A 19,116-nucleotide genomic window follows, 5' to 3' on the forward strand; every position below is an offset into this window, starting at 1 on the left:
AAAGAATTATATTTTGTATCTTTAGTTCTTATTTCTTATCTTTCGGTCTCTTAGCACCGTACTTTGAACGGGCCTGTTTTCTGTTAGCGACACCTGCAGTATCTAAAGTACCACGAATAATATGGTATCTTGTACCGGGTAAGTCCTTTACTCTACCTCCACGGATAAGCACAACGCTATGCTCCTGAAGGTTATGTCCCTCTCCAGGGATATAGCTTGTTACTTCGATTCCGTTAGAAAGACGAACTCTGGCAATCTTACGAAGCGCTGAGTTAGGCTTCTTAGGTGTTGCAGTCTTAACAGCTGTACATACTCCTCTTTTCTGTGGTGAAGAGATATCGGTTGACTTCTTATGAAGTGAGTTGAATCCCTTCTGAAGAGCAGGAGCTGTTGACTTTTTAACTGAAGTCTGTCTGCCTTTTCTAACTAACTGGTTAAATGTTGGCATTCCTTTTTCCTCCTTTTTTATTGGTTGCTTTACATTTTTGTTATTTGTGAATACCATCGCCTATTCACTGTGTGTAAATACCATCGCCTATTTACACAGTATTTAATGTTACTAAAAGAACCGCACATTGTCAATACTATTCACTTCTGTAATTCTGACGGTTTTCTTACAAAGCGGCCGATTTACTTTATTTTTAGCTGATACAATAAAACCCCCGACCTAAACGGCCGGGGTAAAAGATTTTATTTTGTTTTTCTTCTAAGTTTTATCAAAGCTGCTAATGATATTATAAGCATCATCAAATAGATATATGTCTTATTCTCATCCGCCGTCTTTGGTACAGGCAGCTTTTTAGCTCTGTTCTCATCCTGCGGTACTACCATATTCGCCTTCTTTGGAGGCTCCGGTATTACAGGGTTCAGATTTGTCAGGTTTTCATCCCTCTTATCAATTGTTGCATTATCTATAAGCTTTAACGTCTTTGCAGGCCTTAGTGTTAAATCCGATGATCCTCCTCTACTTGTATTTGACCTTGTAGCTACTGATGATGTCGCCATTCCCGGTCTTATAATAAAGTCTCTGTTCCAGTCTCTCGGATCTGCTATATTACTTGGTGTAGCCGGTACAGGCTTTGTAGGTGTGATTACTACACTCGGATCTTTTCGGTATACATAAGTTATTTCCTGTGCTCCCTCTTTGAATATTCCGTTATTTACACTTTGATCAGGTAAGCCGAGTATTCCGAAGTTTACTCCTTCCACCATTGTAAAGTGATATCCTGCAATCTCCACAGCGCTTGTTGTAAACGGCAATCCGAGTTTTTTACTTCCGTCTAAGATATCATCATTCTTTATCTTAAGATGTGCGGTATTTACATAATGTATTGTTACATTTTCTGTATTCTTTCTTCCATACACATAAGTAACTGTCTGCTCATTCTCACTAAATACTCCGTCTTTATTTGCAGGCATACTTATAAGGTCATGGAACTCTATATTCTCAGGCTCTGTAGTATATGCAAGTCCCAGCTTTTTATTTCCGTCAAGAATCTTAGGCTCTGCAAGGTTACTTCCGCTGTCACCGTCTATATAGAATACTTTTACACTTCCTGCATTCTTTCTTCTGTATACATAGGTAACCGTCTGTTCATTCTCACTAAATACTCCGCTTGCATTATTAGGCATACTTACAAGCTCATAGTGGGTTATACTCTTTGCTACAGTATTATAAGGTAATCCTGCATTCTCAACTCCCGATAATACTTCACTGTTTGCAAGCTCATTTCCTTCTTCATCCACATATAGCGCTTTTACACTTCCTGCATTCTTTCTTCTGTAGATATAGTTTACAGTCTGTGTCAATGTTGTATATACTCCGTCTTTATTTGAAGGAACGGTATCTATCTCAAAGTAATCAATATCTGCCGCATTTGAAGTATATGTAAGTCCAAGCTTTCTGCTTCCGTCAAGTACTTCATTTGCTATAAGCTCACTTCCGTCATACTTTGAGAGATGGCGTACAACTACATCTCCCGCATTCTTTCTTGCGTACTCATAGTTTACCACCTGTTCTCCTACCGTAAAGATTCCGTTTGCGTTGGCAGGTACACCTACCAAATCGTAGAAGTTTATATTTTCACTGTTTGTAGTATAAGTAAGTCCAAGTTTCCTGCTTCCGTCAAGTACACTTGGGCTGTGCAGTACCTCTCCGGTTCCCGCTTCGATATGATTTACTCTTACCGCTCCTGCATCTTTTCTTCTGTATACATACTCTACCAATACATTACTATGTGAGAATGTTCCGGACTTATTGGTAGGAATACTTATAAGGTCGTAGTTGTCAAAACTCTTTGCTTCGGTATCGTAGGCAAGTCCCAGCATTCCGGCTCCGCTTTGTCCTACAAGAGGATGAAGCTCATGTCCGTCGGCCTCATCTTTATAAGTAGCTATTACATTTCCTGCATTCTCTCTTTGATAAAGATATGTGACTATGATATCACTTCCTGCAGTATATACTCCGTTTGCATTGGCAGGTATTCCTCCAAAGAGCTCATAGTTCGGTAGGTCGGTAGAGCTCTTTGCCTGTGTGGTGTAGTTTAGTCCAAGCTTTCTGCTTCCGTCCAAGAATTCTTCAGCTGCAAGAGGTGCATTGGTTATTGCATCCAGATGTCTTACTCTTACATTTCCGGCATTCTGTCTTCTGTACTTATACTCTACAAGTATACTTCCTGTTATGAAGTTTCCTGCTTTGTTTGTAGGCACAGTTATAAGGTCATAGTAATTAAATACCTTTTGGTCCGTATCATAAGGCAGTCCAAGCTTTCTTGCTCCGCTTTGTACTTCAGGAGCATGAAGTATATTCCCGGTGTCCTCATCTTTGTAGGTTGCCGTTACGTCTCCGGCATTTTGTCTTCTGTACTTATATTCTACAAATATCTGAACAGTCCCAAAGTTGCCATTCTTATTACTTGGTACCGCAATCAGATCATAATTGGTGAAGCTCTTTTGATCGGTATCATAAGGCAATCCGAGTTTTCTGCTTCCGTCCTGTTCTATGGCCGCATGAAGAGTCGCTCCCGTATCGACATCCACATAGGTAGCCGTTACCTTTCCTGCATCATTTCTTCTGTACTTATACTCCACAAGTATATTTGTAGTATCAAAGTTTCCTGACTTATTTGTAGGTACCGCCATAAGTGTATAATTAGTAAAACTCTTTACATCCGTATCGTAGGCAAGTCCAAGCTTTCCCGCACCGTTTTGTACTTCAGGAGTATGCAGTGCCGTATTTGTATCTACATCCACATAGGTTGCAGTTACATCACCTGCATTCTGTCTCTTATAGTAATAAGTGATTGTAATCGGTGCTACCGTATACACTCCGCTGTCATTTGTAGGCAGGTTTGTTGTATCAAGATCGTAGTATGTAATACTCTCAGGACTCTCAGAGTAATTAAGTCCAAGCTTTTTCGTTCCGTACAATACCTTTTGAGCGTGAACAGGATTATTTGTTCCCGTTTCAAGATACTTGACAATTATATTTCCTGCATTCTTTCTTCTGTAGAAGTAATCGACAGTCTGAGGCAACAAGATATATGTTCCGTTTTTATTTGTCGGCTGTGCTACCAATTCATAGTTTGTGATACTTTCTTCATTGGTATTATAGTTTAATCTGAACTTATTTGCTCCCGGAAGTACTACCGTTGTGGCAAGCTCTGTTGTGGTGTTCTCTTCATAGTGATGTACAGTCACATCGCCTGCATTCTTTCTTACATAATAATAGGTTACCGTGGTGTCGTTGTCACCGTACTCTCCGTCCTTATTTGTAGGAAGAGGTGTCTCAGCCTCATAATAGGTATCCGTTACAGGATTTGTAGTATACGGTGTCCACCTTGGCATCCTTACAGTTGTTGTAGGCGAAAGCTCCGTGTTGTCATCTCTTTTTATATGCTTTACTATAAGGTTTGAGTACAATGTCTTTAATCCGAGGTTTTCTATCTTGGTATTGTCAGTCCTTGTAAGTGACACATCCACCACCGCCCAGTGCATGTTCGGAACAGGGTTTTCGTTTTCCTTAAGCTTTGAAGGCAATACCTCATAGCTTGAAAACTCATTTCCTATCTTTGTTACAGTACTCGGATTTAACGGTCTTATAGTATCTCCGGGGAAAATCTCTATATACACCTTATAATCTCCGGCATTACTTATCTTATTCTTAAAGGTATAATTACCGTTTGCATCCGTAAATACCGTATCCACCACTGTAGGTGTACCGTTTTCCATCTTTACAAGCCTTACAGGCTTATTTGCTCCTACAAAATCTCCTGTATTGAACTCATTGTTCTCATCCACATCGTAATAAACTTTACCTGATATAAGATATTTATTTATACCCACCTTTGATACTGTTGACTCGGAGGCACCTGTTAAGTTGTTTCCATACCATGACGCTACAGAGTTGTTGGCACTTGCATCAGCATCAAGTTCCTTAGTCTCAGGTATCTTTACGGAGTATGTAAAATCATCCGTACTTCCCGGAGTCAGCCTGTAGCTTGTATTCATCACCGCCTTAAACATGGTGACAGTTGACCAGTCTGTAACAGCCGATGCAGGTACCCAGTTTGCACCTACATTTCCTTCGATTGTACCTGCCGGAGCATCTGTAGAATAATAAACACTATATCCGCTCGGTGCGCTTACAGGTCCCTGCAAAACAGGATACATCTTTGAACCTCGGCTTACATAGTTTCCACTGTCATCCTTTACTATCGCCTTATCATTGGCATATGGGAGAATGTCCATGATATTAACTGCCGTTGCATTATCAATGGAATTATTCCATGCAGATAATTTATACTCTACGATATCTCCTTTTTCCGCTTTTATAGTACTCTTATATGTGGTATCTGTGGCAAGCTTTTGTTTCTTTGTGAGGATAACCGCTCTTGGCGGTACAAAGTTAAATTTAAAGGAAAGGTATGAGAGCCTGTCATTTGTATTTCCGTTGTTATTTGCATCGTATTTATCAAGGAAGCTTATACCCCTTTGTGCATTGACAACTGTAGAAGAGTAAACTGTATTCGGATCGGTTCCGCTTGCATCGGTTGAGTTGTTATCCCAGCTTAGGAATGACTCCACGGTATGCTCACCTTCACTTAGTGCAGTTGTCGGCTTGAAGGTATAATACATTCTGTCCACACCGCTAAACGTACCCGGAACCTTCGGCAATGTAAAGTTATTCAAATTAAAGACATAGGCTGTCTTACCTGTACCCTTATAGTCGTCTATTCTCTGCGGTGTTGTATCTAAAGTAAATCTGTACTTCGCCTGATAAGTATGATGTAATGCAGTACTGAACTCAAGCTCAGGGTCTACCAGGAATATAAGCTTGGCATTGTCTACCGTTCTGTCCGCATTCAAATATGAATTATAATTTGTGTATACATGATATAGTACATTATCACCTAACTGAACATTTGTGACATTAGGGTTACCGTTGACATTTTGAGAATGCGGAAGCAGTTCAATTCTCGCATAATTCTTTGCATAATGTCTTCTAACAAGCTGTGACCTCAAGCTTGTACCGCTGCTTGATAGTGCTTCTCCGGTATTGTATACGGTATATATGTTATTTGTATTTATTCTGTTTTGGATAGCTGTCACCACCGGAGCTGTAAGCTTACTTTCTACAAATAATCCTACTGCATACTCTCCATATCCCGAAATAGTTATATCATCATCAAAATCAAGTCGTATTGACTTATAGTGCTTAGGCGTAATCATATTTTCGGTATTCCACTTATAATACTCATCAGTATTGTTCACTGCGGTATAAGGTATATTTGTATCAATCACTTCCTCTGTATTGTCATCATTTATACCTATAAGCTTATTGTGAGAAAGCTTTGCACGATTTGCGGCATCAAACATCAACTCAAACACTCTAAGTCCGTATCCTTGGAAATCCACATTCTCATGCGGAGTGTCCTTTATGGACCTGAAACTTGTAGTGGAGCCTGTTACATTACCCGCTCCCCAGTACTGTGATACATTTATAAGCCATTTATCCTTGCCGTCATTATCACCAAGATTTGTATATAAATCTCCTGACGAAAATGCTTTTAATTGACCGTTTTCATTAGTTTCAGGAAATACGTTTCTCTTTGTAAGATACAACTTTTGTGTGTACTTATATGACTTATAAACTTTAGACTTTCTCTCAGTACCAAGATCCACAGTGCCGTCATCATTTACAAGATAATTGGTCTGCGGTATAAAAACGTCCGTATATCTGTTTTCATTTACAGTTTGAGTACCGTCATGCTTTATTGTAAACTTTAACATATAGCTTGGTGCACCCGGATTTGTTACTGTATCTTTTGTAATAGTGTGATTAACCGGATCATAGGTCCAATCACTATTGTCAGGCAAACTCGGATCCCATATCATACCCGGAAGCAATGACAGAACGGTTCTTTTTTTCCTTCTGTCCACACCATAGTTATAACCGTTCACCTCAGTATCGTTCACATGCTTTTTTCCGTTTTGAGCATAACTGTACCAAGTATCTGTAAATCCGTTCTTTAGATGTGTATGAGTGGCATCTGTTTGATCGTCAGTTACCTGAACCAAAGTGTCACTACCGCCCTTAGTCCAACCTCTTATGTTTCCGTCATCATTACTGTTAATACCCATTACATAAGTCTGTGCGGTAAGCTGTTTGCTTGAATTTGCAAGTTCCACACCGTCTTTTGTAAAAAGTCTTGTTTCAATAGTAGCTGTCTCACCGTTTGCAAATTTACCGTTTATCATGGAAATTCTAAACGGATTTCCTATTCTCGGTCCCGGTGAGAGCACATTGTAAACTATTTTTACTTTCCAATATGTAGCGTCATTTGTCAATGTGGCACTTTTTATAGTATTGGATCTGAATTGATTGACATCAGGTCTGTCAAATTCATTTCTTTTCAAATAAAGTATTGAATATGGTTCTGAATAAGTTCCACCTGATACACTTATATTAAGCCAAAAAGATTCCAATCTTCCCGGCTCCGATACAGTTTGACTTGTATCGTTGTATACAATCTCTGTTGCAGTAGCTCCTGTGCCTGTTGCTTTTACTTCATTCGGATAAAAGGCAAAGGATGCCAACAGCATCAAAAAAAGTACATATAAAAAAAAATCAGTCTTTCTTCTCCTTACACTCATCTCTATCTCCTAATTTTTTAGTACACCAAAGCTGTAATATATTCTGTCATATTACAAAAAGTTATACTTTATATAACTTCGCTCGTATATAGTAACATTTTCAAATGTTAAATACCAGTAAAAATCTACTAAAGAATAAACTTTCATCAGAAAGTCGAGATCTTCATCTTGAATAAATTTAAGTTCTATCTTAATATACATGTTTTTATATTTGTATTTTAAAACGTCTTATATTGCTTATACGTTGCATTACTTTCAACTATAATTTTATGATTATACTACACTGTATTTGGAAGTTTTTATAAATAGGTGGTTCTTTTCTTGTTTCAATTTTATTCATTAAACTCATTATATATCTTACCCGAACAATTTTAACGGCAATATATTATACTGATAAAAATTTATATTTTTGTTTTTAATGTTAACCTTTAAGTATTTTTAGTTGACATTATTATGTATTTATAATATCATTTTCTTATGCTTGTTAAATACAAATATTTATAAGTATCAAATTTTATTTTTATAGGAGATTTTTATGTCGAAAACTTTTTCTGTCAAGAAGATGGCGATAATAGCACTTATGACAGCCGTGTTATGTATATTGGCACCGATTTCCATACCGCTATTTATCAGTCCTGTGCCTGTCTCACTTGGTGTACTGGCCGTATACCTTGCAGCATATGTGCTTTCACCTGTAGATGCACTGGTTTCAGTAATAATATTTATATTACTTGGTACATTCGGACTTCCTGTATTCTCAGGATATTCAGGGGGTCTATCTAAACTGGTCGGTCCTACAGGAGGTTATATAATAGGATTTTTATTTACAGTTTATATAAGTTCACTTTTTATACATATGAAAAAGGGCATTATTTTTGATGTAATCGGAATGATAACAGGCTTAGCTCTTTGCTACATTCTCGGCACAATATGGTTTTCATATCAGCAGGGAAAAGGCTTTATCGTATCACTGCTTTTGTGCGTTGTACCTTTCTTGATAGGAGATGCTGTAAAGATTGTAGTGGCCGTTATACTTGGTACACAAATAAATAAGAGATTGGCTAATATTAATCTATAATAAAAAATCCGTACAAAAAAGTACGGATTTTTTTATCTCTCCCTATATCCTAAGGCCTGTTCCAAAACAATTTTTTCTTCATCTGAAAGTACCTGATCTGTCTGACCGTTCTCAACTATTCTTATATAATTAAAAGTGGTCTCTCTTGAATGTATACTGCTTATTATATATCCTGAGTTTCTGTAGTTTAACATACAGAGTGCAAAGCTCAGCTTTCCTCCCATTCCTTCAAATGCATCATACTTAAGTATGCCGATCTTTTGATAACATTCCCTTTGCACCTTGTTCAGTTCTCTTATAGCTTCTCTGTTCAGTCTGTTCTCATTCTTCAAACTGCGAATATCTTTTCTCAAAAGGATTATAATATCCTCAAGATTCTTAGCGGTCTTTCCTGTCATAAAGTTATCATATGATTTAAAAAGTCTTCTGTATTTTATTCTATGCCTAACCATAGATATAAACAGTATAAAGTTAAAAATAGCCACTACAATGATAAAGCCAAACAAAATCCTATTATCTATTGTAAAATTCATCATCATTATCCTAATGTCTTAAAAATATCCATTATTCTGTCAAGTTCAACCTGAGAATAATATTCTATTTCTATTCTTCCTTTATTTTTGTCTTTTTGATTTATATGTACCTTGGTACCCAGTACTCCTTGAATACTGTCTTCATATTCCTTATAAAAAAGTGATAAGTCTCTGACAGTATCTTCCTTACTCGGCTCTGTTAAAGCCGAAAGCTCCACATTTTTCTTTTTTGACAGTGCCTTGGCCGCCTTTTCAGTATCTCTTACGCTTAAACTTCTCTTCATTATATCCAGTGCAAGCAACTCTCTTTTTCCCTCATCCTCAAGGCTTAAAAGTGCTCTGGCATGACCTGATGAAATCTGTCCGTCTATCATATACTGCTGTATATTTTTACTGAGCTTCAAAAGTCTGAGTGAATTGGTGATAGTAGAGCGATTCTTTGAAACCTTATCAGATAACTCTTCCTGTGTCAGATTATATTCCTCTATAAGACTCTTATATGCAAGCGCTTCTTCAATAGGGTTCAAATCTGTCCTCTGTATATTCTCTATAATAGCAATTTCCTTAGCCTTTTGGTCGTCATAATCTCTTACAACTACAGGTACTTCAGATAATCCTGCCGCCTGTGCTGCTCTCCAGCGCCTTTCACCTGCAACTATTTCATATCTGTTACCGATTTTCTTTACTATAATAGGCTGTAACACTCCGTACTGTTTTACCGATTTTGTCAATTCATCAAGGCTGTCCTTATCAAACATCTTTCTTGGCTGATTTCTGTTTGGCTCTACTAACGAAATCTTTACCATCAATTCACCGGCTTTTTTGTTTGTATTGTCATCTATATTCTTATCCACTGCCTCGTCAATAGCTGTATTGGTTCCATTTATATTTCTAAGAAGAGCATCTGCGCCCTTTCCAAGTGCCATTCTCTTTGCCATTTTTACCTCCCGCTCTTACTTAGTACTTCAGATGCCAACATTCTATATGCCTGTGCTCCTGTTGAAGTAGTATCATATTCCGTTATCGGCATTCCGAAGCTCGGAGCCTCAGCCAATTTTACATTCCTAGGTATTATAGTTTCAAATATATTTTCATTAGAGATAACGCTCTTTACTCCCTCTATAACCTGTCCGCTCAGATTATTTCTGGCATCATACATTGTAAAGACTATTCCCTCTATCTCAAGTGTCGGATTCAGTCTCTCTCTGATCAAATTCACAGTTCTGAGCATCTGATTAAGTCCCTCAAGGGCATAGTATTCACATTGAATAGGTATCACCACACTGTCTGATGCCATAAATGCATTTATGGTAAGAAGACTGAGACTTGGAGGACAGTCTATTATTATATAATCGTATTCCTTATATATCTCACTTATCTTTCTTCTAAGCGTTCTCTCTCTGTCCTCAAGCTCCAAAAGCTCTATCTCGGCACCTGATAAATCCACATTACTCGGTATTATATCAAGGTTTTCCACCTCGGTACTCAATATCGCATCATTTATATTTTCATCACCTATAATTACTTCGTATATAGTCTTTTCAGTGTTCAATTTATCAATTCCAAGTCCGCTTGATAAGTTTCCCTGAGGATCAAAATCTATTGCCAACACACTTTGACCTGCTTCAGCCAAAGCGGCTGCAAGATTTACAGCAGTAGTAGTCTTACCTACACCACCTTTTTGGTTTGCAAATGAAATAATTTTCGTCATAATATTATTCAAGCATTCAGCTTGTTCCTTTCTATTTGTATTTTACAGATATATACTGAGAGCATTTAAAAACTCCTTATCGTTTTCAATATGTGGGTATTTATTAGAGTCATCAATAATAACAGACTCTATTGCCGGATTGACTCTCATATATTCCTTAATTATATTCGACGCATCCTTATTGTATCTACCCTCAAATACAACTATACTGTTGTCTATTTGAGACAACTCGAACTTTATATTTTTCTTGATATAGAAACACACTATACTGGAGTACAACGATTTCGGAGACAAACCTCTATGTGCAGCCTCATAACATTTATCCAGCATATCCTTTGTGAATCTGTCTTTTCTATAAAAATCGGATCTTACATTGTATTTTATATTCCACCTGAATGTAGCTATATTATATAGAAGATTTCCAAGTACAGACATACTCAAAATAGCCTTATAAGTTCTTGCTCTTTTTCCCGGTATAAGCTGACCTTTTGAAAGCTTCTCAGGTGAAATAAGTATTATTTTTTCAAATAATGTACTGTCATTATCACAGGCGGAAATAACAAAAGCCGAGCTGTTTCCACTTGAAATTACTGTAGTCCTTTTTCCTATTATTGCCTTTATGAAGTCACATATCAACTGTGCAAATATATGATTTGTATATGTCATAAACGGTTTCTCAGATAATCCGCATCCCAATAAGTCTATACTGTATACTGTATGTGACTCAGCCAATATATCTGTTATCTTGAACCATTCTTCTGATGACGATGCTACATCCGGTGAATGGACTAACAGAATAGGGTTACCCTGTCCCTTTTTCCTGTACTTTATAGTACCAAATCTCCATTCAAACTCTTTTGTTTCTTCTTTTCCAAGGAGATTCTTTGATATAGCATGCATACTTGTAATTTTATTTATCAGTGATACACCTATCAGTGTAGAAGACGATATCACCATTGCGGTTAAAATCTTTAAGTATTTTTTCACTGTGAAAACCCCTTACTTTATAGGATAATATAAGTTCTACACCCATAAAATCCTCAAATATCTATTTACTTTTATATTCTATCATACTAATATTTCCTAATCAATGAAATAAGAGGAAATATTTTAATGTTTCACATGAAACATATACTTTGTTTCATGTGAAACATCGGAACATGGTTTAGTATTACACCTAATATAATGGCTTTACTTGATTCTATATGGTAATAAATCTAATAGTCTTATCCAAGTAATACAGATATATTTAATAATTATACAGTAATAACTTCAATATTTTAAATCTCTATTGTACTTTATTCTTACCTATTCAGACCAATATGTATTTTATTTATAGCTTTTATTCAGCCTGCAAAAGCTGTAGCTACCTATAGAACCACTCCTTTACATTATAAATATATATGATTTTATTTATATAACTTTTGTCCTCAATCTCTATATATAACCGATTTATTAGTATATCTTTTATCGCACCATAAATATGCCGAATTTAATATCAACCATATCCGTATAATAATACGATGACGATTCAAATAGTACTGCAGATATTTCAATTTGATTTAAACCGAAGTAAAGTACTAACCTGTAAGTCTCTTTCCAATAATATAATCCCGATATATTAAATATTATAAAGTCATAAAGAATAATATCTCATCTATGTAATACTTTTTTACATCCATTCCGTATAATAATATATTTCCAACTTATATATAACACACTTTATTTATATTCAAATTCTACATGTACTTGTATAAATATAACAGCTTATTTCAAAGTATATACTTTTACCTCCTTATTATAAAAACAGTTTAAACATTCAAAAATATATCTATAAATTTTAAATATCTAATCCAATATAAACGGTTATAAGTAGTTTTCCTTATCCTATATACCCTATAAGAATATTAAAATCAAAAAATCACTTCAGCTTATAAGAAAAACTTTTAAAATAATATAGCGACCTAAATAAGATATAATAGATTATACTGTTTGCTAATAGAAGATTACTCTTATAATCTACAGCCCTTACCATATACAATATTCAATATAATACAGTTTTTGATTCCGGTTGCTCATATATTCAAGCTGAAGGTTCACAGCCATATTTTTTATAGTATCTATCCTTTTCTAATATTTTATATAACAATAATCTTAGATCAACAGTACTGTTCTCAATAAAACAAGCTGAATATCCGTTTAAAAATCCCTCACTATACAGGCTCATCTAAACCTTATAATTAACTATGATATTTCTATGGGAGGTTATTATTACTTAAACTCTTTAATACAATATAACACTATAAATAACTGAGATATTTATAGCGTTAGTATATATCAATTTAAAACATATCTTATGCTCTAAAATTAAAAAATAACTTTAATAATAATAGTGAAACATATTCCAACACTTAACATAGTAGGCATAATTACAATACATAAAAAGGCCCTACAGTATGTTTCATGTGAAACATCACAGTAGAGCCTTATTCTTATTGTTTCATGTGAAACATGAGTTTATATCTTTTTATATAAAACACAAATTTTATTCTTCTATGTTTCATGTGAAACATAAGTTTTATTTATGATGTTTCACATGAAACATCTATTTTATAGGTTCCTTAGTAGGTAACCCTGCTTTTCTGGGATATTTACCTGAGGTAGGCTTTACCTTCCTTATATCCAGCAGGATCCTTTCCCCATATTCCTCAAGTTCAAACTTTACAGATTCACCTATTTCACCGCCAAGTACCTGTATTGCCTTCTTTGCATCATTTACTTCTACATCATAACCTTTTGACTTATATGATACAAAGCTTCCACCAACCTTTACTAATGGAAGACAGTATTCACTTAATGAGGCTAAATTTGCAACCGCTCTGGATGCACATATATCAAAACTTTCTCTGTACATTTTATCTCTTGCTATATCCTCAGCTCTTGAATGTATTGCAGTCACATTTTTTATATTCAATGTTTCACAAACTTCCTGTATGAATTTTATTCTCTTATTAAGGCTGTCTATTAAAGTCAGTTTAAGGTTTGGAAACGCAATAGCTAAAGGTATCCCCGGAAATCCTGCACCTGTACCAAGGTCCGCTATACTGTACTCCTTTTCATCAATATCTTTTATCAGCTTTTCCAATGCAATACTGTCTATAATATGTTTGTATGTAAATTCTCTTATATCTGTAATAGATGTAAGGTTCATCACCTTATTCTTCTCAACTAAAATCTCATAAAACCTATATAGTTTTTCTTTTTTCTCATCTGAAAGTGGAGTATTCAATATATTATTTTCAGACAAGTATATGTCCATATCATTACACATCTTTTTTCTCCTTATAGGTCTCCAAATATACAAGTAATACCGTTATATCTGCCGGTGAAACACCTGATATTCTTGAAGCCTGTCCGATAGAGCTTGGCCTTACTTTGCTAAGCTTTTGTACAGCCTCAATTCTCAGACTGTTTACCTTGGTGTAGTCTATATCAAGCGGAATCTTTTTATTTTCAAGTTTTTTAAACTGTTTTACCTGAGACTCCTGACGTTTTATATATCCCTCATATTTTATATTTATATTTACCTGATCTCTGATATCTTTCTTTAATTCTTTTCTGTCAGGATCCAACTCTCTTGTAAGGTCATAATTTAACTCCGGTCTCCTAATAAGTTCCGCAAGATTTGCAGATGTTTGAAGCGGAGTGGATCCGTTTCTTACAAGGAAATCCTGTACTATAGCAGTAGCACCTATATGTATATTTTTTAACCTTTTAACTTCATTAAAAATTTGCTTTTCTTTTTCTAAAAGTCTTTCATATCTTTCTTCTGATATAAGTCCTACATCATGCCCTATTTTTGAAAGTCTTAAATCTGCATTGTCCTGTCTTAGAAGTAATCTGTATTCCGATCTGGATGTCATCATCCTATACGGTTCATGACTTTCTTTAGTCACCAAATCGTCTATCAGTACACCTATATATCCCTGATCTCTGCCTATTACTACAGGTTCTCGTCCAAGTACCTTCATAGCGGCATTTATTCCCGCCATAAGTCCTTGTACCGCAGCCTCCTCATAACCTGAACTTCCGTTGAACTGCCCTGCAGCAAAAAGTCCTTCCAAATTTCTGAACTCCAAGCTGTCCTTAAGCTGTCTGGCATCAATACAGTCGTATTCTATAGCATATCCGTTTCTGACAATATTTGCATTTTCAAACCCCTTGATACTTTTTATCATTTCTTCCTGTACATCCTCAGGTAGAGAACTTGACAAACCTGAAAGATACATCTCATTGGTATATAAACCCTCAGGCTCTACAAATATCTGATGTCTGTCCTTATCCGGAAACTTTACGACCTTATCCTCTATAGACGGACAGTATCTCGGACCTGTACCCTTTATAGCACCTGAAAACAGCGGTGACCTGCCTATATTCTCTCGTATTATTTCATGAGTATGTTCGTTGGTATAAGCGAGATAGCATTTTACCTGTTCTTTCTGTACACTTTCAGGATCGGTTTCAAAAGAAAAAGGTACAACCGGATTGTCACCATATTGTTCCTGCATTCCGGAATAATCTATACTTCTGCCGTCAACTCTGGCAGGTGTACCTGTTTTGAATCTGTTTAGAGATATTCCTGCATCCAAAAGCGATTCCGAGAGATGATTTGCAGACTTTAATCCGTTAGGACCTGTATATTCGGCCACCTCACCATATATACATCTTGCCTTCAAATATGTACCTGTTGCAAGTACCACAGCCTTTGCATAATACTTACTTCCTGATACACTCTCAACACCCTTACATGCATTGTCTTCAATAATAAGTTTTGTAATCTCTTTTTGACAGACAGTCAAATTCGGAGTGTTCTCAAGAGTCTTTCTCATCTGCTTTGAATATTCCTGTTTATCCGCCTGCGCTCTAAGTGAGTGCACTGCAGGTCCCTTTGAAGCATTCAGCATCTTTGACTGTATAAAAGTCTTATCTATACATTTGCCCATTTCACCGCCAAGTGCATCAAGCTCCTTTACCAGATGTCCTTTTGAACTGCCTCCGATATTCGGATTGCATGGCATCATTGCTATAGAATCCACACTTACCGTAAAAATGATTGTCTTAAGACCAAGCCTTGCACTTGCAAGAGCAGCCTCACATCCTGCATGACCTGCCCCCACTATAACAACATCGTATGTCTTTTCTATTATCATATATTTTCCTTCTGTCTATTTACCCATACAAAACTTTGAGAATATCTCATTTACAACATCATCATCCACAGTCTCCCCGATAATTTCTCCAAGTGCCTCATAGGCATTTAATAAATCTATCGTAAAGAAGTCCTCCTCATATCCTTCATCAATACTTGAAAGGCACATCTCAAGTGACTCCATCGCCTCATTTATGATTTCCTGATGCCTGATATTGGTTATAATAATCTGATCGTTAAAGTTTATCTCATTTGAAATAAACTTAGCCTTTATCATAGCTTCAAGCTCATCCACACCTATATTATCCTTAGCCGAAAAGATTATTACATCCTTATCGCTGTATTTTCTTATATCGTCGACGCTTACTTTAAGTTCCTTATCAGACTTATTGATAAGCACTATAGCCTGCTTATCTTTAACACTTTCAAGCAAACCGATATCTTCACTGTCAAGAGGTAGCAGTCCGTCTATTACTACCAAGTTCAAATCGGCACTATTACTTGCCTCTATAGCCTTCTTTACACCGATACTTTCCACAACATCATCAGTCTCTCTGATACCTGCAGTATCTGTAATATTCAGACTGATCCCTGAGAGCTTAATATTTTCTGTCAAAGTATCTCTGGTAGTGCCTGCGATATCCGTGACTATGGCTCTGTCACTCCTTGATAAGAGATTTAAGATAGAAGATTTTCCTGCATTAGGCTTCCCGATAATAACGGTATTTATACCTTCTCTTATAATACTTCCGTCCTTAAATGATTTTTGCAAATATTCTATTCTTGTAATAAGCTTTTTTACAATCTTTCTCAACTTTACACTGTAACCGTCAAGCGAATAATGCTCGGGATCATCAAGTGCGGCCTCTATAAAAGCTATTTGCTCCAAAATCTTGGCTCTGATTGTCTTTATATTTTCAGTCAATGCACCGCTTAGCTGCCTTATACCGGCTTTAAGCGCCAAATCATTCTTTGCCTCTATTATATCTATTACAGCCTCAGCCTGACTTAGGTCCATCTTGCCGTTTAAAAAGGCCCTCTTTGTAAACTCACCCGGAAGTGCAGGCCTTGCACCTGATTTAAGCACTGCATGAAGTACCTTCTCCAAAATAAGTATACCTCCATGACAGTTTATTTCCACAGTATCCTCACCCGTAAAAGTTCTCGGTGCTTTCATAAGCATTACTAGCACTTCATCTATTATCTCATCACCGAAATATACATGACCGTAGTTTATGGTATGTGATTCAACCTCTCTCAAACTTTTTTTCCCGCTAAATATCTTATCCGCTATTCCTATAGCATCCTCACCGCTGATTCTTATTATACCTATTCCACTTTCACCAAGTGCAGTTGCAATAGCGGCAATAGTATCTGTTTTCTTCATATTCCTCCATAATATATGAAAAGAGGACCATCAATAACTATGTTATCAATAGCCCTCTTTCACAAGACCGTTCTTTATTGCATTTCCCTTTTAGGGCTTCTTTTATTTTGTTTAAAGCTTTTCTTCGGATAGATTGTAATATGTCTGAAAGGCTCCTCACCCACGCTCTTTGTTGACACCATATTGTCACCCTGTAATACGGCATGAATAATTCTTCTTTCATAAGCATTCATCGGCTCAAGCTCTGTAAATCTGCCTGTTTTCTTTACCTTGGATGCTATATTCTTTGCAAGCAATTCAAGCTTTTCTTTTCTCTTTTTTCTGTAGTTCTCGGTATCAAGCTTGATTCTTATATAGCTTTCGCTGCTCTTGTTCACTACAAGACTGAGAATATACTGTAATGAATCAAGTGTTTGACCTCTTTTACCGATAAGTACACCCAGGTCTTCCTCGCCCTCTATTACTATAGAAAGCTCATTAGTCTTAAATGAGAAATTATAATTTGCATGTGCCGGCAAATCCATAGCCTTGAACAAATCATTCAAAAAGCTGTCAACTACGCCTCTGACAGCTTCAAGCTCATCATTGGTAAGTATCTTCTTATTGGAGCTCTCATATTTATCTTCTCCATAGAATTTTGTGTACTCATCTACAGCCTCTGTAGCGGTCTCTTTGACTTTAGAAATCTCTACAGGTTCTACCTTAACTTCTTTCTTTTGTGCTACAGGCTCTTTTACAGGCTCATCTTTTTTTTCTATGTCCTTCTTTTCAATAGGAGATTTTTGTTCTCTTACTTTCGGGTCCGCTTTAGTAGCCGCATTTGTCGCTACATTCTTGGCTGCATTTGTATTCTTTTTCTTTGCAACCTCGATATCGCCGGATTTCTTCACAGTGACCTTAAGTGTCCACGGCTTAACACCGATGATTCCCAAAAATCCGTTTGTGCCTCTTTCAATAATCTCTACATCCACATTGTCACTGGTGGTCCCAAGCTCAATCAATGCCTTTGTCAAAGCTTCATCATAATTCCTCGCTGAAACTCTAGCACTATCCATCTCATTCCTCCTATTTATTTTTCTTAGAATTCTGCTTCTCGTTGTACTTTGATACCATATTGGCCTTAGAAGCAAGTGATCCCGGCTTTGCATCTTTATTATAATACTCGGTAGAATCTTTTATATTCTTTGCATTCACTTCATATTTCTTTGCTTTATTTTCTTTTTCCTGCTTTTCAATCTCATCCATATGCTTTGCATTCTCAATAACCTTTTTATTTGCACTGAGTGCAGGAAGACCCTGTTTTGCTCTTTTTGCATTTTGTTTTGCAAGATTATTTTCTACTAATTTATCAATATCCATATCTTTTAACTGATAATTAACAAGTAACTGAATAATTGTTCTTGCAAGTGCTGAAGCAATCCAGTATATACCGATACCTGCAGGAAGAGTAAAGCAGAAGAATACCGACATAAGTGGCATTACAGTATTCATGCTCTGCATCTGCTTTGCCATATCGCTTTCATTGCCTGAATTCTGCGGCTGATTTACCGTCATTACCTTAGTTGATAAAAACTGTGTAAGGCCTGCAAGTATCGGAATGATCCAAGCGATATTTATATGGTTCATTCCCTGCCAAGGCGCCACAGATAAATCAATTCCCAAAAATGAATTCATCTGCTTAATAAGCGGAACGCTTGTATTCAATACATCACTCATACTTGGGAATGTCTCACCAAGTTTAGTCCACTTCTCAGGTGTGAACTTATATAATAAATCTATAACCTTATTTGTAACAGTATAGTCGTTGTTCTCTACAGGAAGTCTGACCGCTTTTGCCATATCACTGATTTTATTGATATAATCAGGCTGTTGCATAAGAGAATTTGCTACATTCTCAAAAACTCCGCGAACACTTGTAACATACGCCGGAATTCTATATATAACCTGATACAGACCGAACAATATAGGCATCTGTATAAGAAGCGGAAGACAACCGCCGGTCATACTTGTACCATACTTACTGTATACGGCTCTGGTCTCGGC

At 36.4% G+C, this 19,116-nt stretch carries 12 protein-coding genes; 1 reads left to right on the forward strand and 11 read right to left on the reverse strand.

The window, feature by feature from the left end; genetic code table 11:
- Positions 1 to 28: 28 nt before the first annotated feature.
- Both rpsL and ACO6FI_RS02225 read right to left on the reverse strand, forming a co-directional pair.
- Positions 29 to 448 (reverse strand): 30S ribosomal protein S12, encoded by a 420-nt coding sequence (rpsL, locus tag ACO6FI_RS02220; protein WP_007594901.1) that lies wholly within the window; start codon positions 446 to 448, stop codon positions 29 to 31.
- A 242-nt stretch (positions 449 to 690) separates the two neighbouring features.
- Positions 691 to 7,155, reverse strand: a complete 6,465-nt coding sequence (locus ACO6FI_RS02225; protein ID WP_485455912.1) for a MucBP domain-containing protein — start codon at positions 7,153 to 7,155, stop codon at positions 691 to 693.
- Between the two features lie 535 nt (positions 7,156 to 7,690).
- On the opposite strand from ACO6FI_RS02225, the gene ACO6FI_RS02230 reads away from it, so the two are divergent.
- Positions 7,691 to 8,233 carry a biotin transporter BioY gene (locus ACO6FI_RS02230; protein WP_485455913.1) on the forward strand — a complete coding sequence of 181 codons (543 nt, stop codon included), beginning with the start codon at positions 7,691 to 7,693 and terminating at the stop codon, positions 8,231 to 8,233.
- A gap of 32 nt (positions 8,234 to 8,265) precedes the next feature.
- Here ACO6FI_RS02230 and ACO6FI_RS02235 read toward each other — a convergent pair whose 3' ends face one another.
- The 9 genes from ACO6FI_RS02235 to yidC form a co-directional block, all read right to left on the reverse strand.
- Complete coding sequence (locus ACO6FI_RS02235) at positions 8,266 to 8,769, reverse strand: DUF4446 family protein (RefSeq protein WP_485455914.1); 504 nt, start codon at positions 8,767 to 8,769, stop codon at positions 8,266 to 8,268.
- 2 nt (positions 8,770 to 8,771) lie between these two features.
- Positions 8,772 to 9,704, reverse strand: a complete 933-nt coding sequence (locus ACO6FI_RS02240) for a ParB/RepB/Spo0J family partition protein (RefSeq protein WP_485455915.1) — start codon at positions 9,702 to 9,704, stop codon at positions 8,772 to 8,774.
- Positions 9,705 to 9,706: 2 nt separating this feature from the next.
- Positions 9,707 to 10,477, reverse strand: a complete 771-nt coding sequence (locus tag ACO6FI_RS02245) for a ParA family protein (RefSeq protein ID WP_009446690.1) — start codon at positions 10,475 to 10,477, stop codon at positions 9,707 to 9,709.
- Positions 10,478 to 10,519: 42 nt separating this feature from the next.
- Positions 10,520 to 11,464 (reverse strand): alpha/beta fold hydrolase, encoded by a 945-nt coding sequence (locus ACO6FI_RS02250; protein WP_485455916.1) that lies wholly within the window; start codon positions 11,462 to 11,464, stop codon positions 10,520 to 10,522.
- Positions 11,465 to 13,082: 1,618 nt separating this feature from the next.
- Positions 13,083 to 13,808, reverse strand: a complete 726-nt coding sequence (gene rsmG / locus ACO6FI_RS02255; RefSeq protein ID WP_485455917.1) for a 16S rRNA (guanine(527)-N(7))-methyltransferase RsmG — start codon at positions 13,806 to 13,808, stop codon at positions 13,083 to 13,085.
- On the reverse strand, positions 13,801 to 15,687 hold the full coding sequence (gene mnmG, locus ACO6FI_RS02260; RefSeq protein WP_485455918.1) for a tRNA uridine-5-carboxymethylaminomethyl(34) synthesis enzyme MnmG: 1,887 nt from the start codon (positions 15,685 to 15,687) through the stop codon (positions 13,801 to 13,803). The genes rsmG and mnmG overlap by 8 nt, the downstream gene beginning before the upstream one ends.
- Before the next feature lie 15 nt (positions 15,688 to 15,702).
- Positions 15,703 to 17,073 carry a tRNA uridine-5-carboxymethylaminomethyl(34) synthesis GTPase MnmE gene (gene mnmE / locus ACO6FI_RS02265; RefSeq protein ID WP_485455919.1) on the reverse strand — a complete coding sequence of 457 codons (1,371 nt, stop codon included), beginning with the start codon at positions 17,071 to 17,073 and terminating at the stop codon, positions 15,703 to 15,705.
- A 74-nt stretch (positions 17,074 to 17,147) separates the two neighbouring features.
- The gene (gene jag, locus ACO6FI_RS02270) at positions 17,148 to 18,128 is read right to left on the reverse strand and encodes an RNA-binding cell elongation regulator Jag/EloR (protein ID WP_485455920.1); all 981 of its coding nucleotides are present in this window, start codon (positions 18,126 to 18,128) and stop codon (positions 17,148 to 17,150) included.
- A 10-nt stretch (positions 18,129 to 18,138) separates the two neighbouring features.
- Positions 18,139 to 19,116: membrane protein insertase YidC (yidC, locus tag ACO6FI_RS02275; protein ID WP_485455921.1), on the reverse strand; the 978-nt coding region annotated here is incomplete at its 5' end.

The sequence above is a fragment of the Lachnoanaerobaculum sp. genome (genome assembly GCF_057250505.1).